This window comes from Streptomyces sp. NPDC052043, from assembly GCF_044548235.1.
In the GTDB taxonomy this organism is placed as follows: domain Bacteria; phylum Actinomycetota; class Actinomycetes; order Streptomycetales; family Streptomycetaceae; genus Streptomyces.
Genome location: NZ_JBIUBT010000012.1, coordinates 120,098 through 144,724, shown reverse-complemented (window position 1 = coordinate 144,724; position 24,627 = coordinate 120,098). Strand labels below are relative to the sequence as shown.

Sequence of the window (24,627 nt, the reverse complement as noted above, 5' to 3'; positions counted from 1 at the left end):
TTCTCACGGGAATCTATCGAGTGAATCCCGTGGTGGGCCGACTGCCTCGCTGCCTAGCCTGTTCAGGCCCCGAGCCGCTGCCCGGGGGTACCCGCAGAGGAGCCCCATGTCCGTAAGGACCACCACACGCCGCCGTCAACTGGGTGCGATGCTGCGCAAGTTGCGCGCGCGCAAGGGGATGACCCTGGAGGAGGCCGGCCGACTGGTCGACGTGTCGAAGGCGACGGTCAGCCGGTACGAGACCCAGGCGGGCCCGGTCAAGTGGATCGTCGTCGACGCGCTGTGCCGTGAGTACGGAGCCACCGACTCCGAACGGGAAGCCGTGGTCAGGCTGGCCAAGGACGCCAAGCAGCAAGGCTGGTGGAGTTCCTTCGCCGACTCCATCCCGGAGAGCATGAACCTGCTGCTCACACTGGAGGACGAGGCTGTACGCGAGGACCACTTCTCGTGTGTCTACGTTCCGGGGCTCCTCCAGACACGCGCCTACAGCACTGCCCTGCAGAAGGCCAACGAGATCCCACTGCAGCCGTCCGAGATCGAACGACTGGTGGACATCCGCATGAAACGCCAGGAGATTCTCAACCGGCCGAAGCCTCCTCGCCTGTGGGCAATCCTCGACGAGTCAGTCATCCGCCGGGTCGTCGGGTCGCCCGAGACCATGAAGGAGCAGCTCGGCCGACTCCTGGAAGCGAACGACTCCCCTCACATCACGCTTCAGGTGCTGCCGTTCTCCAAGGGCGCCCACTCCGCCGCCCTCGGCAGCTTCGTGATCCTCGGCGGCACCGAGTCAGCCCTCGACGTGGTGTACGTCGACTTTCACACCGGCTCGCTCTTCCTGGAGAAGGACGAGGAACTGGAGCGATACAGACTTGCGTTCGAGTACCTCCGCGCACAAGCGTTGGACATGGAGGCTTCCTCCGCCGTGATCCATCGCGCCCGCAAGGAGCTGTGAATGCCTGTCAGTCCCCGACCCACCTCCGACCTCGTCTGGTTCAAGTCGTCGTACAGCGGCGGCAACACGACCGAGTGCGTAGAGGCCGCCTTCGTCCCGTCCGGTGTGCTCGTGCGGGACTCCAAGCGGCCCGAGCAGGCACACCTCACCCTGTCGGCAGAGGCCTGGACGGGCTTCGTGGCTGGTGCGCGCATTAGCCAACTTGCCTACGGACACGGCTTTTCGACGCCCTAATAGAACGTATCGCGCACTTGGTCATCGCAGCGCCTCGACGCCCGCGCCAGTGGCCGGAGCCACGCCTGTCGTCTCGTGCAGTGCCGTGTCACAGGGCTATCGGCCGATACACCAAGGCCCGGTCGACCACCTCGTCGACCGAGAGTTCTCGCTCCGGCGGCCAGAGGGTCAGGTCACTGACGTGCCCGGTTGGACATGCCAGGGTCCTGTCGAGCATGTCCAGCCAGTTGGCCTTGATCCCGCACCTCGCGTCCTGTCCGGCGAGGCTCTCTCCAACCCTGCTCGGCCGAGCAGCAGTTCGGCACCCTCGCCACTGTGAAGCGCACCCGCCGTCCCCACCTGACCATCATGCTCTACCGCTGGGACGCCGAGGCCCGCAGCGTGCACGGCGCGGGTCCACCGGCGAGTTTGGTCTCAATCGGGTGACTTTCACCGTTTCAGGGCAACTGCACACGTCCTTCACTGGTCACACCAGGGCAACACGTAACAACCTGTCCCAGAGGAACCAATGAACCAGCACTACCCGCAACAGCCCCAGCAGCCCCAGCAGCCCGGTTGGGGTGGCCCGCAGCAGCAGCCAGGGGTGTCCATGCCCCAGCCACCGAAGAAGCGCAGTGCGGGCAAGATCGTCGGGTTGGGCTGTCTCGGTGTCTTCGCTCTGTTCGCCGTGATCGGCATCATCGGCTCGGTCGTCGGCGACGGAGACGGCAAGAACGGCGACCACACCAGCTCCGCCAAGGGCAGCGCCCCGACCGACACCGCGTCACCGAAGTCGGCTGCCCAGAAGGGCGATGCCCCGAGCAAAGACGTCGAGGGCAGCGATCGCGCCGAGACCGGGACCTCTACCCTCGGCGGAGACATCGGCTCCTGGGTCGCCAAGATGACCAGCCACGGCGTCGCCTGGGAGAAGCAGGGTGCCAAGGAGAGCATCGCCGGCCTGCCGCCCACCCGCGACTGGTTCGGCGAAGCCAAGGGCGCCCCCTCCCTCGTCGCACACGCCATCACCGACACCCACCGGGGGATCCTCAGCCTGTCCTGCAACGCCGCCGGATTCCCGAAGGGCAGGTCCTCCGAGCAGGTCGCCCTCTTCACCGACTGCGTCACGGCCGCCAACCTCGACGGCATCGACAACGCCAAGGTCCGCACCTGGATCCAGACCAAGCTGCCCGCCATGCTCGACAAGGACGGCATGCAGGTCGAAAATCTCGCATTCGGCAAGGTCGCGCTCAGCATGGACACCGCCGGAAACACCGCCGCCATCAGCATCGAGCAGCAGTAGAGGCTCGGCGCTTGGGGGATCTTGCCGCGAGCTGTCCGGTCGATCACGTGGGGAGCCGCATGGCCGGCGCGGCGGCGGCCCGCCGTACCGAGGTGGACGTCGCGCGCTCCGGGGGTGCCCTGGTGCCGCTGCTGGGCTGGACCGGCCGGTTCAGGCTACGAGCAGGCGCAGGCCGAGTTCTGCCGCGTCGAGGGCGACGAGGTCGCGGTTGCGCTCGGCCCACCGGCCTGAGGAGAGGTCGTCGCGGAGCCTGTCGACCGCCCGCTGCTCGGCCTCCGGCCCGACTCTGGTCCATACCGACACCGCGCGGCGCACATGTTCGTCCAGGTATGCCTCGGGCCGGCGCCAGTAGGCCTCGAAGAAGCCGTCAGCGCAGTCCCACGGGATGAGCAACGGCTCCGCGCGGCCCCCGATCGCGCGGGTCAGGTCGGCCAGCGAAGGCCAGTCGGCGAGCAGGTCGGCGAATTCGGGCAGGTAGTCGCGGGTCAGCCAGAACCGCTCACCCCAGCCGGTGGCACTCGCGTCGTACGTGAACACCACCACCCGGCGGGCCACGCGCCGCATCTCGCGCAGCCCCGCGACCGGATCCGGCCAGTGATGAACGGTACTGACCGCCATCGCGGCGTCGAAGGACTGGTCCTCGAACGGAAGGCTTTCCGCACTGGCGGCCACGCACGGCGCCGCGACCGCGGGACGCTGTGCCCGCATGACCGCCGACGGTTCCACCGCGATCACGTCACGGTCGGGGGGCTCGTAGGAGCCGGTGCCGGCCCCGACGTTCAGTACCGTCCGGGCGTCCCCGAGCGCATCCCAGATCCTCGCGGCGATCCGCGGCTCGGTACGCCGCGTCGCCGGGTACGCGGACCCGATGACTTCGTACAACTGCGCTCCGAACACTTTCAGTTGTTCTTCCGGCGGCGTCCTGATCCCCATGGCCCGTGCCTCCAGTTCCGTGTCGATGGCCGTCACCATGGCGGCAGCGTGGTCGCGCTGTTCCAGCAGCAGGCCGCGCAGCCGGTGCAGGTGGGCGACCGCGTCGGTGGCCGGGTCGTCGACCAGATCCGCGATCTCGCGCAGTCCGAAGCCCAGCCGCCGGTAGGCGAGCACCTCCCGCAGTCGCTCCACGTCGCCCGCCGAGTAGGCCCGGTACCCGGCCGAGGTCCGCGCGGACGGCCGCACGAGACCGATCTCGTCGTAGTGATGCAGCGTGCGGACGGTCACGTCGGCCAACTCGGCCACACGTCCCACGGTCAGGTGCTCTTCCACGCCACCGACCATGCGGCCTGACGCCACGTGAGGGTCAAGCGCTTCGCTGCCGGTACCGCGCGTCGCGCAGGGCGGTGCTCTCCTACGGGACACTCTCGCAGCCGCGCCACCAGCGGCTTGGTAGCGTATGGCTGCCGTGGTGTACGGGAAACCGGTCGGAAGCCGGTGCGGCCCTCGCCACTGTAGCCGCGGAGTTCCGCGGCCCTCGCTGACGGCTCCCGGAGCGGTCAGGGCCACTGGGTGGATCGGGAACGAGCCACCTGGGAAGGTCGGCCTCGGAGCGGTGACGCGGAAGCCAGGAGACCGGTCACGGCGCGACATGTTCCACGAGGGTTTGGAGAGCATCGTGCCCAGCGGTCCCCTGCGTCCGTTTCGATCCGTACGATCCATACACGCCGAACGTTCCCTGCGCGCCGCGCGTTTCACACGCCCCGCGCGTCCCCTACGCCCCGGCCTCGCCGCTGCCGCGCTCCTGCTCGTCGGTGCGCTCGGCGCCTGTACGGGTGCGCCCGCGGCCGAGAAGCCCGCCGCGGCGGCCGGGAGCAGCCGCCCGGCGCCGGTGAGCGTGAGCAGTTGTGGCGTCACCACGACCGTCGCGGCACCGCCGAGCCGGCTGGTCACCCTCAACCAGGGTGCCACCGAAGTGGCGTTGGCCCTCGGCCTCCAGTCGCAGATGGCCGGAACGGCGTTCCTCGACGACGCGGTCCCGTCGCAGTGGAAGTCGGCCTACGACGCCGTCCCGGTGCTGTCCAAGGAGTACCCGACCAAGGAGAAGCTCCTCGCGGCGCGCCCGGACTTCCTCTACGCCTCCTACACCACCGCGTTCAGCGACAAGGTCGCGGGCACGCGGGCGGATCTGAGCTCCAAGGGCATCGAGTCCTACCTCTCGCCGTTCGGCTGCGCCGACAGCAAGCAGGTGCCGCCGGTGTCCTTCCAGGCGGTGTGGGACGAAGTGGGCGACATCGCCGAGGTGTTCGGTGTCGCACCGCGCGCCGCCGCTCTCCAGAAGGAGCAGAAGCAGCTTGCCGGCCTCAGGGCCGAGGCGGCGGGCAAGGGCCTGAACGTGCTCTGGTACGACTCGAACACCAAGGCCCCGTTCGTCGGCGCCGGCCACGGCGGACCCCAGCTCGTGCTCGATGCCGTCGGCGCCCACAACGTCTTCGGCACGCTGCCCGGTGGCTGGAAGACCGTGAGCTGGGAGAAGGTGGCCGCGGCGGACCCGGACGTCATCGTGCTCGCGGACGCCAGTTGGGACAGCGCACAGTCCAGGATCGACTACCTGGAGCACGACCCGGTGCTCAGCAAGCTCACCGCCGTCCGGCACAAGGCCTTCGTGGTCGTGCCGTTCTCCGAGACGACGCCCGGCGTGCGCCTCGCCGACGGTGCCGCCCTGGTCTCGGCCGGCCTGAGCAAGCTGCACCCGCGTTCATGACGGTGGAGGATCGTCCCGCCGCACGGCCCGCGGGAGCGGGTCGCGCGGCGGCGGGCCTGACCGTTGCCGTGGTCCTGCTGCTGGTCACCGTCCTGCTCGGCCTCGCCGTGGGATCGGTCCACGAGCCGCCGCACGTCGTCGCCGGCGTCGTTCTGCGCCGGCTCGGCCTCGGCGACTCCCCCGTCACGCTGCTGGACGACCAGATCGTCTGGCAGCTGCGGCTGCCCCGGGTTCTGGGAGCCTCCGCGACCGGCGCGGGACTCGCGGTCTGCGGCGCGGTGCTGCAGACCCTGACGGGGAACGACCTGGCCGACCCCTACCTGCTCGGGATCTCCAACGGCGCCGCCGTCGGCGCGGTCACCGTGATCGTCCTCGGCGTCGGAGCCACCGGCGCCGCGGCGGTCGGCGCGCTCCCGGCGGCCGCCTTCGCCGGCGCCCTGCTCGCCGTCGTCGTCGTGCTGGCGCTGGCCGCCGCGCGCACCCGGTCCCTGCCGGCCGCGCGGACCGTGCTGGCCGGCATCGCGGTGGGGCAGATCTGCGGCGCGTACACGTCGTTCGTCGTGCTCGTCCTCGGTGACCGCAACGCCGCCCGCGGTGTCATGGAATGGACGCTGGGCTCGGTGGCCGGGGTGCGGTGGGGCACGGCCGTCTTCCTGACCGCGGTGGCGGTCGCCGGCACGCTGGTCATGGTCGCGGCCGCCCGGGACCTGGACGCGTTCGCGTTCGGCGAGACCGCGGCCCGCTCCTTCGGCGTCCACGTCGAACGCACCCGCTGGGCCCTGGTCGCCACGGCCGCGCTGGTGACCGCGTGCCTGGTCGCCCACACCGGCGTCATCGGGTTCGTCGGCCTGGTCGTGCCGCACGTCGTCCGCCTGGTGTGCGGCCCGCGCCACGCCCTGCTGCTGCCCCTGTCCGCGCTCCTCGGCGCGTCCCTGCTGGTGGGCAGTGACATCGTGGCGCGCTCGGTGCTCCCGGACCAGGAGATCCCCGTCGGCGTCGTCACCGCCGGGCTCGGCGCGCCGTTCTTCGCCTGGCTGCTGTGGCGCCGGACAGGCGGCGGGTCGGCCGCAGGGGGTCGGCCGTGATCAGCGCGAACCCGGTGGGGCTGCGCGCCGAGGGCGTCGGCGTGCGCGTCGACGGCGCCACGCTGCTGACGGACGTGACGCTCGGCTTCGCCCCCGGCAGGACGACCGGCCTGCTCGGGCCGAACGGGGCCGGCAAGACGACGCTGCTGCGGGCGCTGGCCGGACTGCGCCGGCCGCAGTCGGGCCGGGTCCTCCTCGACGGCGACGACCTGTACGCGCTGCCGGCCCGCCGGCGCGCGCGGCGGGTGGCCTTCATGGAACAGCAGGCCGACACCGCACTGCCGCTGACGGCGCGTCAGGTCGTCGACCTGGGGCGCACGCCGCACCGCGGCCGGTGGCCCGTCGTGGCGGGCGCGGTGGCCGACCACGAGCGGTCGGTGCTCGCCGGGGCCGTCGCCGCCACCGACGTCGGCGGGCTGCTCGACAGGACCTGGTCGTCCCTGTCCGGCGGAGAGCGCCAGCGGGTCCAGCTCGCGCGGGCCCTGGCACAGGAACCCGGGGTGCTCCTGCTGGACGAGCCCACCAACCACCTGGACCTGCGCTACCAGCTCGGTTTCCTCGAAAGCGTACGCGGGCTCGGTATCACCACCGTCGCGGCCCTGCACGACCTCGAACTCGCCGCCGCCTACTGCGACGACGTCGCCGTGCTGCTCGACGGCCGCCTGGTGGCCCATGGACCCGCCTCCGAGGTGCTCACCTCGGCCACGATCGCGCGCGTCTACGGAGTCGACGCGACCGTGGAGCGGCACCCGCGGCACGACAGACCGCACATCCGGTGGAACGGACTGCTTCCCGAGGGGCCCGCGTCATGAGCCGGAACCGTACGCGCGCCCCCTCAACGGCCCCCGACGCGGGCGGTGCCACGGTCCTGGTCGGCATGTCCCTCGCGGAGGCCAACCGCCGGGCCGAACTGGACGGAGCCGCCGCGCCGTTGGGTGCCACGACGGCGTTCCTGCAGCAGGGCGAGCCGTCCCTGTCCGCCGAGTTGACCAGGCTGGCCGACACGGGCGCGGAGACCGTCGTCCTGATCGGGGTCCGCCTCGGGGCCTCGGGTCCCGGCCACTCCTGGCTGCGGCGGATCGCGGCGTACTGGTGGCGGGAGCGCGCCGGCCACCGCCCCGGGCTGCTCGTCGCCACCCGGCTCGCGGACTCCGCGGACGCCGTGGCCGCGGCCGCGGCGTCCGTCAGGCCGGTCACCGGCGGGGAGCCCGGCCTCACCTCTCCGGCCTGGGAGGAGGTCACCGGCCACCGGCACCAGGTCCTGGTGTGCCGCGGGCCGCGCTGCACGGCCAAGGGCGCGGACGACAGCGTGCGCGCGCTGGTGGGGCGGTTGGCGGAGCACGGGCTCGGCGACGACGACGTCCTCGTGGTGCAGACGGGGTGCCAGTTCCCCTGCAACCAGGCGCCGGTGGTCAGCGTGCAGCCCGACGACGTCTGGTACGGGCACGTGGACCCGGCGGCGGCCGCCACGATCGTGGCCGACCACCTCGTCGGCGGCCGGCCGGTCGCGGCGCACCGGCTTCCGCGGCACAGGAAGGACCGGACGGGTCGCGAGGAAGGCTGATCACGGCCACCGCGGCGCCAACGCGGTCCGCCCGGGCCGGTCCGTGACGGACCGGCCCGGGCGGCGTTCCCTCCCCGGCCGTCCCCTGACGGGGAGGGAGAGTCCCCTCTCCTGCACATCCGCGCGCGGAGAGGGGAGGCGAGGGGGCGTCAGCTGCCGGCCGGCGCCTTCTCGGTGGCCTCCTGGTCGTCCTGGGCCGCTCCGGGCTGTGCGGAGGTGTCGGCGGGGGCCGGTGCCTCGAAGCCCCGCAGCGGCACCTGGCGGATGAGCACGGCGATCAGCAGGCCCGCGGCGGCCACCACCGCGCCCCAGGTGAAGACGGAGGCGACGCCGTCGGTGACGGCCTGCTGGAACACCTGGCGGGCTGCCGCGGGCAGGCTCTTGAGGATCTCCGGCGTCATCTGCGACACCGAGGCCGAGCCGCCGGAGCCGGCCGCCATGCCTCCGTGGGAGACGACGGAGTCGGTGAGGGTGGAGGCGTAGATCGAGCCCAGCAGGGAGACGCCCAGGGAGCCGCCCATGTTGCGCAGGAAGGTGGCGGCGCCGGTGGCGGCGCCCATGTCCTTGAGCGGGGCGTTGTTCTGGGCGATCAGCATGGTGGTCTGCATCAGGCAGCCCATGCCGGCGCCGAGGACGACCATGTACAGCGAGGTGACGGTGCGGGAGGTGCCGATGTCCATGGTGGCGAACAGGCCCAGTCCGGCGGCCATCAGGACCGTGCCGACGATGGGCCAGAGGCGGTAGCGGCCGGTGCGGCTGATCATCTGGCCGCCGGCCAGCGAGGTCACCATCGAGGCGAGCATCATCGGCATCAGCAGCAGGCCGCTGTTGGTGGCCGAGGAGCCCTGGACGAACTGCTGGAACTGCGGCAGGAAGGTCACTCCGCCGAAGAGGGCGAAGCCGACGATGAAGCTCAGCGCCCCGGCCAGGGAGAAGTCACGGTTGCCGAAGACCGACAGCGGCATGATCGGCTCGGCGGCGCGGCGTTCGACGAACACGAAGGCGACGAAGGCCACCACGGTCACCACCGCCAGGCCGATGATCATCGCCGAGGACCAGTCGTACTCGTTGCCGCCCCAGCTGGTGATCAGGACCAGCGCGGTGATCCAGACGGAGAGCAGGGCCGTTCCGGTCCAGTCGATGCGCACCCGGCCGGTGCCGCGCGGCAGCTTGGCCAGGGTGAACCAGCACACCAGCAGGGCGACGACGCCCAGCGGCAGGTTGACGTAGAAGGCCCAGCGCCAGCTGAGGTGGTCGGTGATGAAACCGCCGGCCAGCGGTCCGCCGATCATGGCGACCGGCATCACGGTCATCATCACGCCCTGGTACTTGCCGCGCTCACGCGGCGGCACGACCTCGGCCACCACCGCCATGACGCCGACCATCAGGCCGCCGGCGCCGAGGCCCTGGAGAGCACGGAAGCCGACCAGCTCGCCCATGTTCTGCGACATGCCGCACAGCGCCGAGCCGACCAGGAAGATCACGATGGAGGCCAGGAAGGTGATCCGGCGGCCGAGCAGGTCGCCGAGCTTGCCCCAGATCGGGGTGGCGACGGTGGAGGCCAGGATGTAGCCGGTGGTCACCCAGGCCAGGTGGTTGAGCCCGCCCAGGTCGCCCACGATCGTGGGGAGGGCGGGGGCCACGATCATGTTGTCGAGCATGGCCAGCAGCAGCGCGATGACCAGGCCGCTCATCGTCACCATGATCTCGCGGTGGGTGAAGCGGGGCGGTGACCCCTGGTCGGGGGTGGCTGCGGTCGACGCCATGGCGGTGCCTTTCTCGGGAACGGATTTCTGGCGGGTGGCGGACCAGCACGTGGCACACCCGCCCGACAGCGCCTGTCCGGGCGGGCGGTGCGGGCGAGCCTGCTTCGACATCACGGAGTCACGGCGTCACGGCTTCACCTACCGGCCGTCAAGTAAGTTACTTGCCGGACGGTAAGCTTGCAAGTGAGACCCCCCGGCGGCGAAGATCGGCCGGACGCGGCACGGACGGAAGAAGGCGGATGGCGATGGCGGGCGCGGGACACCGGCGAGGCAGCGACACCAAGGCCGAGATCCGCGAGGTGGCCCTGGAACTGTTCGCCGCGCAGGGCTACGAGGCCACCTCCCTGCGAGAGATCGCCGAGCGCCTGGGCATCACCAAGGCGGCCCTGTACTACCACTTCAAGGGCAAGGAAGACATCGTCCGCTCGCTGTTCGCCGAGCACCTGGAGGCCCTGGACGAACTCGTCGAATGGGCCCGCACGCAGCCTCCCGGCCCGCGACTGCGCGCGCAGGCCATCGACCGGATGATCGACCTGCTCTCCCAGCGGGGCCTTCAGGCGGTGCGGTTCGCCTTCGCCAACCAGCACGTCGTCAAGGAACTGCATCCCGGCCGGGAGAACGTCTTCGAGCGGCTGACCGCCCTCTTCGACGCCCTCACCGGCCCCGACGCCTCCGTGGAGGAGGCACTGCGCATCCGCATGGCTCTGTTCAGCGTCAACCTCGCCTTCTTCGCGGGCCAGGACCTGGACGCGAGCAACGAGCAGATCGTGGCCGCCGCCCGTGACATCGCTCACCTGCTGAACCCGCCGGCCGAGTGCGACACGGAGCCCGCCCCGGACGGCTCCGCAGGCCGCTCCGAGGGCAGGTAGGCTCCCCGGGCCAGTTGTCATGACCACCCAGATGGAGTCCACCATGGCCACGACCCGGCTGTCCGCAGCGACTTCGATCCTCTCGGCCGTAGCCGCCGGTGCGCTGCTCGTCGGCTGCTCGGCCTCGGTCAACATCGGAGGTTCCACGCCGAAGCTGTCCAAGGACAAGCTGGCCGACACCGTCGCCGAGAAGCTCGCCGCCACGACGGGCCGACCGAAACCGGACATCACCTGCCCCGAGAACCTCGCCGGCAAGGTCGGCACCACCACCCGGTGCACGCTCACGGCGGAGGACGGCAGCACCTTGGGCATATCGGTCACGGTGACCTCGGTCGAGGGCAAGCAGATCAACTTCGACATCAAGGCCGACGAAACGGCCTCCCCGGCCGCGAACTGACCATCGTGCGCGCGGCCGCGGCCGGGGCCGGAGGGCGGAACGGATCCCGCCGGACCACCGCCCGGGCGGCGGGGGGTCCGGGTCAGCCGAACATGCCCGGCTCGTAGTCGCCCGCGGGCTGCTGGATGATGACGTTCAGTCGGTTGTAGGCGTTGATCACGGCGATGAGGGCGACCAGGGCCGCCAGCTGGTCCTCGTCGTAGTGCTTGGCGACGTTGGCCCAGGCCTCGTCGGTGACGCCGCCCGCGGCGTCGGCGATGCGGGTGCCCTGCTCCGCCAGTTCCAGGGCGGCGCGCTCGGCCTCGGTGAACACCTTGGCCTCGCGCCAGGCGGCGACCATGCTGAGGCGTACGGCCGTCTCGCCGGCGTGGGCGGCCTCCTTGGTGTGCATGTCGAGGCAGAAGGCGCAGCCGTTGATCTGGCTGGCGCGGATCTTCACCAGCTCCTGGGTCGAGGCGGGGAGTGTCGAGTCGGACACGGTCTTGCCCGCTGCGTTGACCTGCCGGAGGAACGTGGCCGCGAAGGCGTTGCCGAAGAGGTTGAGACGGGCTTCCATCCTGGACTCCTTGTGGTGGTTCGCTCTGCTTCGCTTGGTTTTTGCCGGGTTTCGTTGCGCTTACATACCTACGACGGCGCCGGTCCGCGATGTGTGACAGACCCGCCGGGCCGATTCGTGTGACCCGCGTCTCACCGCCCCGCCGGGGCCGCGGGCCCGCCGGTTCGCCGTACGACGCGCGGGTTAGCCTGGTTTGTCCTACGAGTGCGGGAGGCAGTGATGGCCAGGGTTCCTGCGGCAGTGGTCGCCGCGAGTGGGCTCGTCGGTGGGTACGGCGTGGCCCGGTGGTCCGGGAAGCGGCAGTTGGGCGGGGCCGTGCTGGCGGCCGCCGGGGCCGCCTCCGCGTGGCAGTGGCGCCGGCAGGCCGGCGGGAAGGCCGCGGGGGCGCTCACCGCCGCCTACGTCGCCGCCTTCGCCGGGTCGCATCCGCTGGCCAAGAAGATGGGCGCCTGGCCGTCCGTGTTCACCGTCGCGGGCGCGGTCGCCCTCGCCTCCTGGGCCGTCGCCGACCGGCGGGACGCCCGGTAGGCCCCGCGCCCCGGTAGGCCCCGGTAGGCCCGCAGCGCAGCAGCGGCCGGGGTGGCGGGAATCCGTTGATCCCTGTCACTCTCGCCACTTCTTCAAGATCGGCGCGGTGCCTAGCGTCGAGGCGTGACCAAGTTCCTTCTCGCCGTGCACGTCCTGGCCGCGATCGTCGCCATCGGGCCCGTCACCGTCGCCGCCAGCATGTTTCCGCCCGCCGCGCGACGGGCGCTGGCCGCGCCCGAGGATCCGCGGGCGGCCGAGACCGTACAACTGCTGCTGCGCATCTGCCGGGTGTACGCCGTCGTCGGGGTCGCCGTCCCGGTGTTCGGGTTCGCCACGGCCAAGAACATGGGGGTGCTCGGCGACACCTGGCTGATCGTGTCGATCGCGCTCACCGCTCTCGCCGCCGTCGTCCTCGTCGCGCTGGTGCTGCCCCGGCAGACCGCCCTCGCCGAGGCCCTGGAGGAAGGGCGGGGCGCGGAGGCGGCCCCCGCCGCCACCCACCGGGCCACCGTGCGGCTCGCCATGTTCACCGGCCAGTTCAACCTGTTGTGGGCCGCCGTGACGGTGCTGATGATCGTCCGGCCGGGCTCCACGACCGGAGCCTGACGGGGCTGTCACGGCGGGCGGTGTCACGACGGGCGGTGCAGCGCCCCCGGCGGCTTCACCGCCGTCAGCGGTGTGGCGATGTCCTCCAGGGAGCGGCGTTCGGCCCTGACCGCGAGGAAGGCGGCGACCAGGCCCGCCGCGCACATCAGGGCGGCGCCGATCTGGAAGGCGAGCACGGTGTCACCGATCCTGCCGGTGCTGGTGAGCCCGGCGAAGAGGAGCGGGCCGCTGATGCCGCCGGCGGCGGTGCCGAGGGCGTAGAAGAAGGCGATGGACATCGCCCGGGTCTCCATCGGGAAGATCTCGGAGACCGTCAGGTAGGCGCTGGAGGCACCGGCCGAGGCGAAGAACAGCACCACGCACCAGCAGGCCGTCAGCGTGCCGGCGCTCAGCACACCGCGGCCGAACAGCCAGGCCGTGCCGAACAGGAGCAGGCCGGACAGCAGGTAGGTGGAGGAGATCATCACCCGGCGGCCGACCGTGTCGAAGAGGCGGCCCAGCAGCAGCGGGCCCAGGAAGTTGCCCGCCGCGATGACGGCGAAGTAGTAGCCGGTGCGGTCGGGCGGCACGTGGAAGAACTTGGCCAGGATCGCGCCGAAGCCGAAGGTGATGGCGTTGTAGAGGAACGCCTGGCCGATGAAGAGGGAGAAGCCGAGGACGGCGCGCCTGCGGTAGGCGGCGAAGACCGTGCGGGCGATCTCGACGAAGCTCACGCTGCGGCGCTGGTGGATGGTGATCCGGCTGTGCGGCACGGGGAGCGGCTCGTCCCGCTCGGTCTCGATCCGGCGTTCGATGTCGGTCACCACCTCCTCCGCCTCCCGGTCCCGGCCGTGGATCAGCAGCCAGCGCGGGCTCTCCGGGACGTGCCTGCGGACGAGCAGGATCACCAGGGCGAGGACCGCGCCGAGCGCGAACGTCAGCCGCCAGCCCAGGTCGGCGGCCAGGATGCCGGTGTTCAGGGCGAGGATCGACAGCAGGGAGCCGCCGACGGCGCCCACCCAGAAGCTGCCGTTGATGATCAGGTCGACGCGGCCGCGGTACGTGGCGGGGATCAGCTCGTCGATCGCGGAGTTGATGGCCGCGTACTCGCCGCCGATGCCGAAGCCGGTCAGGAAGCGGAAGAGGAAGAACCACCAGGCCTCGAAGGAGACCGCGGTCAGGGCGGTGGCCGCCAGATACACCGCGAGGGTGATCATGAAGAGCTTCTTGCGGCCGTAGCGGTCGGTCAGACGGCCCCAGAAGAGGGCGCCGGTGCAGGCGCCCGCCACGTAGAGGGCGGCCGCGGTGCCCGTGACCTGTGCCGAGCTGATCGACAGGCCGCTGCCGGGCTCCGACAGGCGGCTGGCGATGTTGCCGACGACCGTGACCTCCAGACCGTCGAGGATCCACACGGTGCCGAGACCGACGACGATCGTCCAGTGCCAGCGCGACCACGGAAGCCGGTCCAGGCGGGCGGGGATGTCGGTGGTCACGGTGCGGCCGGTCTCGGCCTCGGCGGTGGCCATGGGCTCCCTCCACGTCGAACGGAACGCCATGCGAGTTCCCCCGAACCGCGTGGATCACGCTCGGGGGACGGCCGATTGGACGAGGGCCGGGGCCGGGCGAGCGCCGGGTCAGGGCCCGTCCGCGGGAGGCCTACGCTCCCAGCGCCCGCGTCACCGCGTAGATCGCCACCCCGGCCAGGGAGCCCACCACCGTGCCGTTGATGCGGATGAACTGGAGGTCGCGGCCGATGTGGGCCTCGATCTTGCGGGTGGTGTGCTCGGCGTCCCAGCCGGCGACGGTGTCGGTGATCAGGGAGGTGATCTCCTTGCGGTAGGTCGTCACGACGTAGACCGCCGCGCCCTCGACCCAGGAGTCGACCTTGCCCTGCGCCTTGGAGTCCTCGGCCATCCGGGCGCCCAGGGACAGCAGCGAGGCGCGGACCCGCAGCCGCAGCTCGCTGCGCTCGTCCTCGGCCGCCGCGACGATCATCGACCGTACGGCCGTCCAGGCGGAGGCGATCAGGTCCTGGACCTCGCCGCGGCGCAGCACCTCGCCCTTGAGCCGCTCGACACGCCCGCGCGTGTCGGTGTCGGACTGGAGGTCGGAGGCGAAGTCGGTGAGGAAGCGGTCGAGCGCGCCGCGCGCCGGGTGCGAGGGCATGTCCCGCATCTCGGTGGTGAAGCGCAGCAGTTCCTTGTAGACCCGCTCGCCGACCTTCTTGTCGACGAACCTCGGGGTCCAGCCGGGCGCGCCGCCCTCCACGGCGTCCATCACGGAGTCGCTGTGCAGCACCAGCCAGTCGTGCGCGCGGGAGACGACGAGGTCGACGACCCGTTTGTGGCCGCCGTCGGCGACGATCCGCTCCAGCAGCTTGCCGATGCCGGGCGCGATCTCCTGCGTGTTGGCTCTGCGGGTGATCGCCTCGCCGACGACGGCCTGGATGTCGGAGTCGCGCAGGACGGTCAGGGCGCCGCGCAGCGCGGTGGCCAGTTCCGCGGTCACCCGGTCGGCGTGCTCCGGCTGGGCGAGCCAGGCGCCGAGGCGGCTGCCGATGCCGACGGCGCGCAGCCGCTGCCGCACGACGTCCTCGGAGAGGAAGTTCTCGCCGACGAACTCGCCCAGCGAGATGCCGAGCTGGTCCTTCTTGGTCGGGATGATCGCGGTGTGCGGGATGGGCAGGCCGAGGGGATGGCGGAAGAGGGCGGTGACCGCGAACCAGTCGGCGAGCGCGCCGACCATGCCGGCCTCGGCGGCGGCGGCGACGTACGCCGTCCAGGCGCCGGCGCCCGCGTGCTGGCCCCACTTGGCGAGCACGTACACCACGGCGACGAACAGCAGCAGCCCGGTGGCGGTCAGCTTCATGCGGCGCACCCCGCGGCGCCGCTCCTCGTCGGCGGCGCTGAACACGGTCATCGCGCGGTGGGAGACGGCGCCCGCCGTCTCCGGACCGGTCTGGGTCGTCTGTTCCATCCACTCCACCCGTTCGGTGATCCCGCGCACCATTGTCCCTTCCCGTCCGACTCCCGGAACGGAACAGGAGTTCCCGACGTCTGCCCGGAGGGGTTTCGGCCGGACCTCGTCGATCCTCCCTCGGCTCATGGCCCATCATGTGCCCATCAGACCGGAGCCCCTGGGCTCCGGCCGGCCCCGCCCGAGGAGAGCATCGACCGCATGACCGGACGTCACGGTTACGCCCTGCTGACCGCGATCGTCGCACTGATCGTCGTCATTTCCGCCGCCCTCTACGCCGGGGTCTCCTACGGCACCGGCCGCCGGGCCGCCGCCCCGGCCGACAGCCGTGGGCCGGTCCATCACGCGGCCCCGGCCTCCTCCGGTACCTGGGTCGCCACCTGGGCCGCCTCCCCGGCCGCCGCCGAGCCCGGCACGGAGACCACGGGCATGGCGGGCCGCTCGGTGCGCAACGTCGTACACACCAGCGTCGCCGGGACGAGTGCCCGTATCACGCTGTCCAACCTCTACGGCCGATCGCCGCTGAGCGTCACCCACGCCACGATCGCCCTCGCCGCCGGGGGCACCACCGCGGCCGCCGCCCCGCACACCATGCGGCGGCTCACCTTCGCCGGCGCCCCCTCGGTCGTCGTACCGTCCGGCGGGCAGGTGATGAGCGACGCCGTGTCCCTCGCCGTGCCGCGGGGCGCCGACGTCCTGGTCACCACCTACTCCCCCACCCCGTCGGGCCCGGTCACCTACCATCCGTACGCCCGCCAGATCTCGTACGTCGCCCAGGGCGACCTCGCCGAGAACGTGACCGGGACGCCGTACACCGAGCAGACGTCGGTCTGGCGCTATCTGAGCGCGGTGGACGTGCTCAGCGACGCGGCCGACGGGGCCGTCGTCGTCCTCGGCGACTCGCTCACCGACGGCGTCACCTCCACCCTCGGCGCCGACCGCCGCTGGACCGACGTCCTGTCCACCCGGCTGTGGACGGCGGTCGAGAAGGGCCGGGACGTACCGAACTACAGCGTCGTCAACGAGGGCATCAGCGGCAACCAGGTGCTGACCGGCGGGCTCGGGCGGCCCGCGGACAACCCCAGCGGGCTGAGCCGGTTCGAGCGGGACGTGCTGGAGCGGACCGGGGTCAAGGTCGTCGTCATCGACCTCGGCATCAACGACATCCTGCGCAATCCGCAGCTCGCCGACCCGGAGCAGATCACCGGTGGGCTGCGCACGCTGGTGGAGCAGGCGCACGCGCGCGGGCTGAAGGTCGTCGGGGCGACGCTGATGCCGTTCGAGGGACGCCGCGGGTACACGCCCGCCAAGGAGGAGATACGGCAGCGGGTGAACGCGGAGATCCGGAGCGGGCGGGTGTTCGACGCCGTGGTCGACTTCGACAAGGCACTGCGGGACCCCTACAACCCGCGGCGGCTGCGGGGCGAGTACGACTCCGGTGACCATCTGCACCCCAGTGACCGGGGGTACCGGGAGATGGCCGACGTGTTCGAGCCGAGTCTGCTGAAGGGCGCGGCTCGGGCACGCCTCTAGGGTCGAGAGGTCCCTTTTCCCGCCCCGGCCGCCCTCGTCCGGGGCGCTGCCCGGAGGTGGCTACCCGAGGCGGCGGCGCTCCGCCCTGCGCTCCAGCTTCTCCTGGCGGCGCTGCTCCTTCAGACGGCGCCGTTCCGCCTCGGTGATCTTTCGCCGGACGCCCACGCCGCCCCAGAAGGCCAGACCGGTCACGATCACGCGCGGGGCGCTGGGCTCGTCCGGCGTGTCGTCCTCGCGGTGGTCGAAGGCGCCCATGATGCCGATGCCACGCACGACCACCTCGACACCGGGCGGCACGATCACGTCCACACCGCCCATGATCGCCACGCAGTTGATCTCGACCTCGTGGTCGGCGAAGTTGGCGTCGCGCAGGTCGACGGCGCCGCCGCCCCAGAAGGTGAAGCAGTTGAACCGCTTGGGCACGGTCCAGCGCCCCTTGCGCTCGAACCCGCCCATGATGGCGACGGCCCACGACGAGGTACCCTCGCCACCGACCACCCGCGAGGCCCAACCGCCGTCCAGCACCGGCTGCTTGACCATGTTCACCACCGGGGCGGCCACCCCGGGCACGGGCAGGTCCCGCGTGATCGGCGTGAGTTCGCCGTACGTGCGCGCCTGGTACGCCGCCTCCAGCCGCTCCTCGAACTCGGCCATGTCGAGCCGCCCCTCGGCGAGGGCGTCCCGCAGTTGCTCGGCGACTCGTTCACGATCGGCGTCGGAAGCGCGAAGCTCCGGCAGGTCCTCCGTCATGACAGCAGCCTACGAGACCGCTTTCTCGGCGTACATCCTCGCGATGACCGCCTCGATGTCGGGCTCCCGCACCGACAGGTCCACCAGCGGGTACTCCGCCGCGATCCGCGCCACCAGGGGCGCCGCCGACTCGGCCGCCGGGAAGGCCAGCCACTGCCGGGGCCCCTCGACCCGCACCACACGCGCGGTCGGCAGCTCGATCGGCGGCAGCTCGCGTTCCAGGTCGACCACCAGGGTGCGTTCGCTCTCGCCCGCCTCGTGCAGGCCGGTGAGCGGGCCGTCGTACATCAGGCGCCCGTGGTCGATGACCATCACCCGCGAGCACAACTGCTCGATGTCCTGGAGGTCGTGCGTGGTCAGCAGCACCGTCGTGCCGCGTTCGGCGTTCACGTCGCGCAGGAACGTACGGACCTTGGCCTTGCTGATGACGTCCAGGCCGATGGTCGGCTCGTCCAGGTAGAGGACCTCCGGGTCGTGCAGCAGGGCGGCGGCGATGTCGCCGCGCATCCGCTGGCCCAGCGAGAGCTGCCGTACCGGTACGTCCAACAGGTCGCCGAGTTCGAGGAGTTCGACGCAGCGGTCGAGGTTCTCGCGGTAACGGCCGTCGGGGATCCGGTACATGCGGTGCATCAGCCGGTAGGAGTCGATCAGCGGCAGGTCCCACCACAGGGTCGTACGCTGCCCGAACACCACCCCGATGCGCCGGGCGAGCCGGGTCCGCTCGCGGGAGGGGTCGATGCCGGCGACCCGCAGCCGGCCGCCGCTGGGCGTCAGGATGCCGGTGAGCATCTTGATCGTCGTCGACTTGCCCGCGCCGTTCGGGCCGATGTAGCCGACCATCTCACCGCGCGCCACGCTGAAGGAGATCGAGTCGACCGCCCGGACCTGCCGCCGCTCACGCCGGAGGAATCCGGTCTTCCTCCGTACCTCGAAGACCTTCTCGACCCGGTCGAGGGCGATGAAACCACCGCCCGCCTCGTCCGCCCCGGCCGCACCGTCCCTGCCCTCCACACCGTCCACCGCCGTCGCCATACGCCCTGTACGCCCCTTCTCCTCTTCGTCTCGCCGGATCCCGCAGAATCCCGTCAGTTCCCGTTGGACGCCCGCCCCGGATGCCGCCGGCTCCCGTCAGTTCCCGTCAGTACCCGTCAGTTCCTGTCGATTCCCGTCAGTTCCCGGTGCTCCGGTACGACCGCAGGCCCACCCGCCAGGCCGCCCCCGCCAGGGCGCAGCACGCCACCGCGACCAGCGGCGACGCGAACGCGGTCCACCGGGGCAGGTCGAGCGGATACGGCCGCCCCAGCACGTACAGCGCGGGCAGCCAGTTGACGAAGGCCAGCGGCAGGACGAAGGTCACCCCGCGCACCAGTTCCTTCGCGAACACCGTCGGCGGGTACTGGAGCAGCGTGGTGCCGCCGTAGGTGAACGCGTTCTGCGCCTCCGAGGCGTCCTGCGCCACGAACTGGAAGGCCGCCCCGGCCACGAACACCGCGCAGAAGATCCCGCAGCCGCTGAGCACCATCACCGGCATCAGCAGCAGCTTCGGCGCCGTCCAGTCGATGTCGAGCCGTGTCAGCGCCCAGCCCAGCACCAGCGCCCCCTGCGTCACCCGGCCCAGCCGGCGCAGCGCGAACCGGTCGGCGGCCACCTGCGCGAGCACCGGTGCCGGCCGGACCAGCAGCGTGTCGAGGGTGCCGTCGCGCACCCGCCGCCCCAGCCGGTCCATGGAGCCGATCGTCAGGTCCGCCAGCCCGAAGGCGGTGCCGGACAGCCCGTACAGGAAGGCGATCTCGGGCAGTGTGTAGCCGCCGAGCGCGTCCACGCGGGAGAACATCAGCAGGATGGCCGCGAAGTCCAGCGCGCTCGCGACGAAGTTCCCGGCCGTGGTCATGACGAAGGAGGCGCGGTAGGCCATCGTCGAGCGGATCCACATCGCGGCGATCAGACAGTAGGCGCGTGCCCCCTCCACCAGCCGGTTGCCGGTCCGGTCCGTGGTGAGCTCAGCCACCCTGCACCACCACCCGCCGCGTCGCCGCCGACTGCACCAGCCGCCCCGCCCCCAGCAGCGCCACCGCCCACGCCCCCTGGAAGACGTACGTGTCCAGCGGGTCCGCGTGCCCCAGCAGGATGTCGGCGGGGGCCTGGAGCAGCGAGGACCACGGCAGCGCCCGGACCACCTCGCCCAGCGCGCCCGGGAAGACGTTCAGCGGCAGCAGCATCCCCGAGCAGAAGTACCCGGCCAGCCAGGCCATCTGCGCCACACCCGCGCCGTCCAGCAGCCAGAACGCGCTCAGCGCCACGAGGAAGCGGATCCCGAAGCCCACCAGCAGCGCCAGCGGCACCGCCCCGAGGAACGCCAGCCAGGTCACCGGGTCCGACGGCAGGTGCACCGGAAAGAACAGCGCCCCGAACGCGAAGGGCAGCACCCCGCGGCCCACCAGCTGGAACATCGCCCGGCCCGCGTCGGCCGACAGCCACCACAGCTGGAGGTCGGCGGGCCGGTACAGGTCGACCGCGATGTCACCCGTTCGGATGCGTTCCATCAACTCGTCCTCGACGCCGCCCCCGCCGATCGCCAGCGCCGCCAGGAACGCCTGCCCCAGCCACACGTACGTCACGGCCTGCGCCTGGTCGTATCCGCCCAGGTGCGGCCGGACATCCCAGAGCGCAAGGTACGTGTACACCAGGATCAGCCCGAATGCCGTATTGGTGAACACCCCGGCCGCGGTCGCTGCCCGATACGTCGCGTACCGTCTGAATCCCCCCGCCGCGACGGCGGCGTACAACCGTCCAGCGCCCACGTGCACCGCCTCCCAGGTCACGACACCGAAAGCGCGGGAGCTTAATGCGCCCGGGGCGTGACGTGCCACGCATTTTCTGGTCCGGACAGGTGACCGGGACCGGGAACGGAACGGATGCTGCGACAGTCTTCATCTGGGGGCGCCGAAGGCGCATGAGGGCGTACGGGGACGTACGACGTGAACGTACGGCGACGTACGACGTGAAAACAGGAGTCCGAGCACGACATGAGCGACGAGCCGCAGCCGCAGCAGCGGAACCAGGGCCGGCCCGACCACCGGCCACCGGCGGCGCCCGGGACCGGGGGCGAGACGGAGACCGAGACGGAGGGCTGGGCGGAGCACGGGGCGGACGGCGAGCCGGGGGACGGGGAGCCGGCGGACCACGGGGAGGCCGGACGGCCCCGGCGCACCGGCTGGCGCCGCGCCGTACCGACCTGGCGGATGGTGCTCGGCGGCGTCCTCACCGTCATGCTGCTGGTCATCGGCGCGTTCTTCCTCGGCTACTCCCTGGTGAAGATCCCGCCCGCCAACGCCCTGGCCGTCAAGCAGGCCAACGTCTACCTGTACGCCGACGGCACCGAGATCGCCCGGGACGGCGAGATCAACCGGGAGAACGTCACCCTCGCCCAGGTCTCCAAGGCCGCCCAGCACGCCGTGCTCGCCGCCGAGGACCGCGACTTCTACACCGAGTCCGCCGTCGACCCCAAGGCGATGCTGCGCGCCGGCTGGAACACCGCCCTCGGCAAGGGCAAGCAGTCCGGTTCGACGATCACCCAGCAGTACGTGAAGAACTACTACCTGGGCCAGGAGCAGACCGTCACCCGCAAGGTGAAGGAGTTCTTCATCTCGGTCAAGCTGGACCGCACCGTGTCCAAGAACGACATCCTCGAGGGCTACCTCAACACCAGCTACTTCGGCCGCAACGCCTACGGCATCCAGGCCGCCGCCCAGGCGTACTACGGCGTCAACGCCCAGGACCTCGACCCGGCCCGCGCCGCCTATCTGGCCGCGTTGGTCAACGCGCCCAGCGAGTACGACGTCGTCGCGCACCCGGAGAACAAGTCCGCCGCCCTCTCCCGCTGGAACTACGTCCTGGACGGCATGGTCAAGAAGGGCTGGCTGAGCGCCTCGCAGCGGGCCGGGATGAAGTTCCCGATGCCGAAGGAGGCCACGGTCCCCACGGGCATGTCCGGGCAGCGCGGCTACATCGTCCGCGCGGTGAAGGACTACCTGGCCGCGCACAAGATCCTGACCGAGGACCAGCTCTCCGCGGGCGGCTACCGGATCACCACGACCCTGGAGAAGAACAAGCAGGACGCCCTGGTCAAGGCCGTGAACGACCAGGTGGTGAGCAAGCTCGACAAGAAGGACCGCAAGGTCGACACCTACGTCCGGGCCGGCGCCGCCTCCGTCGACCCGAAGACCGGCGAGCTCGTCGCCATGTACGGCGGCATCGACTACGTCCAGCAGTACACGAACAACGCCACCCGCCGGGACTTCCAGGTGGGCTCCACCTTCAAGCCGTTCGTGTTCACCTCCGCCGTCCAGAACGGTTCCGAGACCCAGGACGGCCGCGCGATCACCCCGAACACGTACTACGACGGCACCAACAAGCGCCCCGTCGAGGGCTGGAGCGGTACCTACGCCCCCGAGAACGAGGACCAGCAGTCCTACGGGGACATCACCGTGAGCGAGGCCACGGACAAGTCCGTCAACGCGGTGTACGCGCAGATGGCCGCCGACGTCGGCTCCGACAAGGTCAAGAACACCGCCATCGCCCTCGGCCTGCCGGCCGACACCCCGTCGCTGTACCCCACCCCGTCCATCGCGCTCGGAGTGGCCACGGCCAGCGTCGTCGACATGGCCGACGCCTACGCCACGCTCGCCAACCACGGCCAGCACACCCCGTACACGATGATCAAGAAGATCACCAAGGACGGCACCGACACGGTCGAGCTGCCCCGGCGCACCGAGGTCCAGGCGGTCAGCCGCGAGGCCGCCGACACCACCACCGCGATACTGCGCAGCGTCGTCCAGAACGGCACCGCCACCGCCGCCCAGGCCGCCGGCCGGCCCGCCGCGGCCAAGACCGGCACCGCCGAGGAGGACCAGGCGGCCTGGTTCGCCGGCTACACGCCCGACCTCGCCACCGTCGTCTCGGTCATGGGCCAGGACCCGGACACCGCCCACCACAAGTCGCTCTACGGCGCCATGGGTCTTGCCCGCGTCAACGGCGGCGGGCCGCCCGCCCAGATCTGGGCGCAGTACACCGGGGCCGCCCTGAAGAACACCCTGGCCACGGACTTCGACCTCCAGCTCCAGCCGGGTGCCGACGAGGTCCAGCCGCCGCCCTCGGAGTCCGCCGAGGACCCGGGCGACGAGGGTCAGGACGACAACGGCGCGACCGACTCCGACACCGGCGGCCAGGACCAGGGCCAGGACGAGAGCCAGGACCCTGGGCAGAGCCAGGGCGACGGCGACACGGGCGACACCGGCGGCGACCCCTCCACCGGCGCGACCGACGGCACCCAGCCGGGCGGACCCGCCGGCGGGGAGCCCGGGGACTCCGGAGTCACCCCGCCGGGCGGCCCGGGAGGCACGCCCGGCCAAGGCGGCACCGGCACCCCGCCGGGCGGGGGCGCGGCGGCCGGTGCCTCCGGCGACGGCGGCCTGAACACCGGCCTGCAAGGCGTGTTCAGTGGCCGGACGTGACCTTGAGCCCCACCACGGACACCAGCAGCAGACTCACGAAGAAGATCCGGGCGGCGGTCGCCGGCTCCCCCAGCACCACCATGCCGACCACCGCCGCACCGGCCGCCCCGATGCCCACCCACACGCCGTAGGCGGTGCCGATGGGCAGGGAGCGGGCGGCGTAGGACAGCAGGACCATGCTGGTCACGATCCCCGCGCCGGTGAGCACGCTGGGCAGGGGGCGGGTGAAGCCGTCGGTGAACTTCATTCCGATCGACCAGCCCACCTCGAGCAGACCGGCGAGGACAAGCAGGACCCAGGCCATGACGGGCACCTCCGGGACGACGTAAGGACATGAACGGGGGTGCGTCGTCTTTGCGTTCATCCCGGTACGGCGCGTCTCGTCGGGTTAGCCCCGAGGCTAGCAAAGTCCGGAGGCCGGCAAAGAAAGGACAAAGGGGCTGGTGACCATGGTCACCAGCCCCTCGTTTCGTCTTCCTACAGATACAGGCCGGTGGAGTCCTCCGAACCCTCGAACCGGTCCGCGGCCACCGCGTGCAGATCACGTTCGCGCATGAGCACGTACGCGACCCCGCGCACCTCGACCTCGGCGCGGTCCTCCGGATCGAACAACACCCGGTCCCCCGGCTCGACGGTCCGCACGTTCTGCCCCACCGCGACGACCTCGGCCCAGGCCAGCCGGCGTCCCACCGCCGCCGTCGCGGGGATCAGGATGCCACCGCCCGAACGCCGCTCGCCCTCGCTCGTGTCCTGCCGGACGAGCACCCGGTCGTGCAGCATCCGGATGGGCAGCTTGTCGTGCTGGCTGCTGTGCTCATTTCTGTTGGCGCTCACGCCTCGAACCTACCTGCCTTCGGCACGTCGTCACGCGGTGGGGCGTCGTGCCGCTCAGCGGCGACGCCGGCGCGCGCCCAGAGCGAGCAGCCCGACCAGACCGACGGCGACGAGGGCGACCGGCACCACCCGCTCCATGCGCGGGGCGCCCTCCTCGTCCACGAACTGCGCCCGCACATCGCTCACCACCCGGTTGACCTGTACGTAGGCCCGCCCGAGCGTGTGATCGACGTGGGAGGCGACCTTGGCCTTGGCGTCCCCGACGATGGTCTTCGGGTGCACGCGCACCCCGATCTCGTCGAGCGTCTCGGCCAGCACCTCGCGGCGGCGCCTGATGTCCGCCTCGATCTCAGCCGGGGTTCTGGTGTCCGCGGTGTCCGCCACCGTGCCGCCTCCGAAGTCAACTGATGCCTGTTCGGGACAGTCTGTCAGTTCTCGCTCCGACCGCACTGTCGGCACCCCCGGTTACCCTCGGAGCGACACCGTATCCGCACGCACGAGGAGACGA

General features: G+C 71.4%; 25 protein-coding genes, 1 pseudogene and 2 riboswitches. Of the genes and pseudogenes, 14 read left to right on the top strand and 12 right to left on the bottom strand.

Features of this window, described 5'->3' with window-relative positions; genetic code table 11:
- The first annotated feature begins 106 nt into the window (after positions 1–106).
- The 4 genes and pseudogenes from ACIHCX_RS28020 (at position 107) to ACIHCX_RS28005 (ending at position 2,465) form a co-directional block, all read left to right on the top strand.
- Positions 107–952: a helix-turn-helix domain-containing protein gene (locus tag ACIHCX_RS28020; protein ID WP_400034195.1), complete on the top strand. Its 846-nt coding sequence runs from the start codon at positions 107–109 to the stop codon at positions 950–952.
- A complete protein-coding gene (locus ACIHCX_RS28015; protein WP_400034193.1) occupies positions 953–1,186 on the top strand; it encodes a DUF397 domain-containing protein in 234 nt (77 codons plus the stop codon). It begins immediately after the preceding gene.
- Positions 1,187–1,367: 181 nt separating this feature from the next.
- A pseudogene (locus ACIHCX_RS28010) lies at positions 1,368–1,570 on the top strand (hypothetical protein); the annotation flags it as partial.
- A 124-nt stretch (positions 1,571–1,694) separates the two neighbouring features.
- Entirely contained in the window at positions 1,695–2,465 is a 771-nt protein-coding gene (locus tag ACIHCX_RS28005; protein ID WP_400034191.1) for a hypothetical protein, read from the top strand.
- A gap of 150 nt (positions 2,466–2,615) precedes the next feature.
- Here the strand turns inward: ACIHCX_RS28005 and ACIHCX_RS28000 are convergent, their stop codons facing one another.
- Positions 2,616–3,743 carry a MerR family transcriptional regulator gene (locus tag ACIHCX_RS28000; RefSeq protein ID WP_400034189.1) on the bottom strand — a complete coding sequence of 376 codons (1,128 nt, stop codon included), beginning with the start codon at positions 3,741–3,743 and terminating at the stop codon, positions 2,616–2,618.
- A 108-nt stretch (positions 3,744–3,851) separates the two neighbouring features.
- Positions 3,852–4,058: riboswitch (cobalamin riboswitch) on the top strand.
- Between the two features lie 238 nt (positions 4,059–4,296).
- Here ACIHCX_RS28000 and ACIHCX_RS27995 point away from each other — a divergent pair.
- The 4 genes from ACIHCX_RS27995 to ACIHCX_RS27980 are packed head-to-tail and all read left to right on the top strand — an operon-like array spanning position 4,297 to position 7,812.
- Positions 4,297–5,163 (top strand): ABC transporter substrate-binding protein, encoded by an 867-nt coding sequence (locus ACIHCX_RS27995; RefSeq protein WP_400034187.1) that lies wholly within the window; start codon positions 4,297–4,299, stop codon positions 5,161–5,163.
- Positions 5,160–6,248: a FecCD family ABC transporter permease gene (locus tag ACIHCX_RS27990; protein WP_400034185.1), complete on the top strand. Its 1,089-nt coding sequence runs from the start codon at positions 5,160–5,162 to the stop codon at positions 6,246–6,248. The genes ACIHCX_RS27995 and ACIHCX_RS27990 overlap by 4 nt, the downstream gene beginning before the upstream one ends.
- Entirely contained in the window at positions 6,245–7,060 is an 816-nt protein-coding gene (locus ACIHCX_RS27985; protein ID WP_400034183.1) for an ABC transporter ATP-binding protein, read from the top strand. Before ACIHCX_RS27990 ends, ACIHCX_RS27985 begins: the two co-directional genes overlap by 4 nt.
- Positions 7,057–7,812, top strand: coding sequence for a (2Fe-2S) ferredoxin domain-containing protein (locus tag ACIHCX_RS27980; protein ID WP_400034181.1), 756 nt, complete (start codon positions 7,057–7,059; stop codon positions 7,810–7,812). The genes ACIHCX_RS27985 and ACIHCX_RS27980 overlap by 4 nt, the downstream gene beginning before the upstream one ends.
- Before the next feature lie 149 nt (positions 7,813–7,961).
- On the opposite strand, the gene ACIHCX_RS27975 is transcribed toward ACIHCX_RS27980, so the two are convergent.
- On the bottom strand, positions 7,962–9,578 hold the full coding sequence (locus tag ACIHCX_RS27975) for an MDR family MFS transporter (RefSeq protein ID WP_400034179.1): 1,617 nt from the start codon (positions 9,576–9,578) through the stop codon (positions 7,962–7,964).
- Between the two features lie 245 nt (positions 9,579–9,823).
- Between ACIHCX_RS27975 and ACIHCX_RS27970 the strand changes: the two genes are divergently transcribed.
- Together ACIHCX_RS27970 and ACIHCX_RS27965 are read left to right on the top strand one after the other, a co-directional pair.
- On the top strand, positions 9,824–10,447 hold the full coding sequence (locus ACIHCX_RS27970) for a TetR/AcrR family transcriptional regulator (RefSeq protein ID WP_400034177.1): 624 nt from the start codon (positions 9,824–9,826) through the stop codon (positions 10,445–10,447).
- 43 nt (positions 10,448–10,490) lie between these two features.
- Entirely contained in the window at positions 10,491–10,844 is a 354-nt protein-coding gene (locus ACIHCX_RS27965) for a DUF4333 domain-containing protein (RefSeq protein WP_400034175.1), read from the top strand.
- Between the two features lie 82 nt (positions 10,845–10,926).
- Here the strand turns inward: ACIHCX_RS27965 and ACIHCX_RS27960 are convergent, their stop codons facing one another.
- A complete protein-coding gene (locus ACIHCX_RS27960) occupies positions 10,927–11,400 on the bottom strand; it encodes a carboxymuconolactone decarboxylase family protein (RefSeq protein WP_400034173.1) in 474 nt (157 codons plus the stop codon).
- A 219-nt stretch (positions 11,401–11,619) separates the two neighbouring features.
- On the opposite strand from ACIHCX_RS27960, the gene ACIHCX_RS27955 reads away from it, so the two are divergent.
- Both ACIHCX_RS27955 and ACIHCX_RS27950 read left to right on the top strand, forming a co-directional pair.
- Complete coding sequence (locus tag ACIHCX_RS27955) at positions 11,620–11,928, top strand: hypothetical protein (protein ID WP_400034171.1); 309 nt, start codon at positions 11,620–11,622, stop codon at positions 11,926–11,928.
- A 123-nt stretch (positions 11,929–12,051) separates the two neighbouring features.
- Positions 12,052–12,534 (top strand): DUF2269 family protein, encoded by a 483-nt coding sequence (locus ACIHCX_RS27950; protein WP_400034169.1) that lies wholly within the window; start codon positions 12,052–12,054, stop codon positions 12,532–12,534.
- 23 nt (positions 12,535–12,557) lie between these two features.
- Here the strand turns inward: ACIHCX_RS27950 and ACIHCX_RS27945 are convergent, their stop codons facing one another.
- Positions 12,558–14,039, bottom strand: a complete 1,482-nt coding sequence (locus ACIHCX_RS27945) for an MFS transporter (protein WP_400034167.1) — start codon at positions 14,037–14,039, stop codon at positions 12,558–12,560.
- Positions 14,040–14,169: 130 nt separating this feature from the next.
- Complete coding sequence (locus ACIHCX_RS27940) at positions 14,170–15,489, bottom strand: DUF445 domain-containing protein (RefSeq protein WP_400034165.1); 1,320 nt, start codon at positions 15,487–15,489, stop codon at positions 14,170–14,172.
- A gap of 201 nt (positions 15,490–15,690) precedes the next feature.
- Here ACIHCX_RS27940 and ACIHCX_RS27935 point away from each other — a divergent pair, with 201 nt between their 5' ends.
- A complete protein-coding gene (locus tag ACIHCX_RS27935) occupies positions 15,691–17,022 on the top strand; it encodes an SGNH/GDSL hydrolase family protein (protein ID WP_400034163.1) in 1,332 nt (443 codons plus the stop codon).
- A 60-nt stretch (positions 17,023–17,082) separates the two neighbouring features.
- On the opposite strand, the gene ACIHCX_RS27930 is transcribed toward ACIHCX_RS27935, so the two are convergent.
- The 4 genes from ACIHCX_RS27930 to ACIHCX_RS27915 form a co-directional block, all read right to left on the bottom strand.
- Entirely contained in the window at positions 17,083–17,772 is a 690-nt protein-coding gene (locus tag ACIHCX_RS27930) for a DUF1707 domain-containing protein (protein ID WP_400034161.1), read from the bottom strand.
- 9 nt (positions 17,773–17,781) lie between these two features.
- Positions 17,782–18,804, bottom strand: a complete 1,023-nt coding sequence (locus tag ACIHCX_RS27925; protein ID WP_400034159.1) for an ATP-binding cassette domain-containing protein — start codon at positions 18,802–18,804, stop codon at positions 17,782–17,784.
- A 136-nt stretch (positions 18,805–18,940) separates the two neighbouring features.
- Positions 18,941–19,705, bottom strand: a complete 765-nt coding sequence (locus ACIHCX_RS27920; protein WP_400034461.1) for an ABC transporter permease — start codon at positions 19,703–19,705, stop codon at positions 18,941–18,943.
- A gap of 67 nt (positions 19,706–19,772) precedes the next feature.
- Positions 19,773–20,573, bottom strand: a complete 801-nt coding sequence (locus ACIHCX_RS27915; RefSeq protein WP_400034157.1) for an ABC transporter permease — start codon at positions 20,571–20,573, stop codon at positions 19,773–19,775.
- Between the two features lie 225 nt (positions 20,574–20,798).
- Between ACIHCX_RS27915 and ACIHCX_RS27910 the strand changes: the two genes are divergently transcribed.
- The gene (locus tag ACIHCX_RS27910; protein WP_400034155.1) at positions 20,799–23,285 is read left to right on the top strand and encodes a transglycosylase domain-containing protein; all 2,487 of its coding nucleotides are present in this window, start codon (positions 20,799–20,801) and stop codon (positions 23,283–23,285) included.
- Here ACIHCX_RS27910 and ACIHCX_RS27905 read toward each other — a convergent pair.
- From ACIHCX_RS27905 to ACIHCX_RS27895, 3 genes are all read right to left on the bottom strand, one after another.
- Positions 23,269–23,589 carry a DMT family transporter gene (locus tag ACIHCX_RS27905; RefSeq protein WP_400034153.1) on the bottom strand — a complete coding sequence of 107 codons (321 nt, stop codon included), beginning with the start codon at positions 23,587–23,589 and terminating at the stop codon, positions 23,269–23,271. The two genes, ACIHCX_RS27910 and ACIHCX_RS27905, sit on opposite strands and share 17 nt — an antisense overlap.
- Before the next feature lie 38 nt (positions 23,590–23,627).
- Positions 23,628–23,691: riboswitch (guanidine-III (ykkC-III) riboswitch) on the bottom strand.
- Positions 23,692–23,762: 71 nt separating this feature from the next.
- Positions 23,763–24,119 carry a GroES family chaperonin gene (locus tag ACIHCX_RS27900; RefSeq protein ID WP_400034151.1) on the bottom strand — a complete coding sequence of 119 codons (357 nt, stop codon included), beginning with the start codon at positions 24,117–24,119 and terminating at the stop codon, positions 23,763–23,765.
- 54 nt (positions 24,120–24,173) lie between these two features.
- A complete protein-coding gene (locus tag ACIHCX_RS27895; RefSeq protein WP_400034149.1) occupies positions 24,174–24,503 on the bottom strand; it encodes a DUF3618 domain-containing protein in 330 nt (109 codons plus the stop codon).
- Between the last annotated feature and the right edge of the window lie 124 nt (positions 24,504–24,627).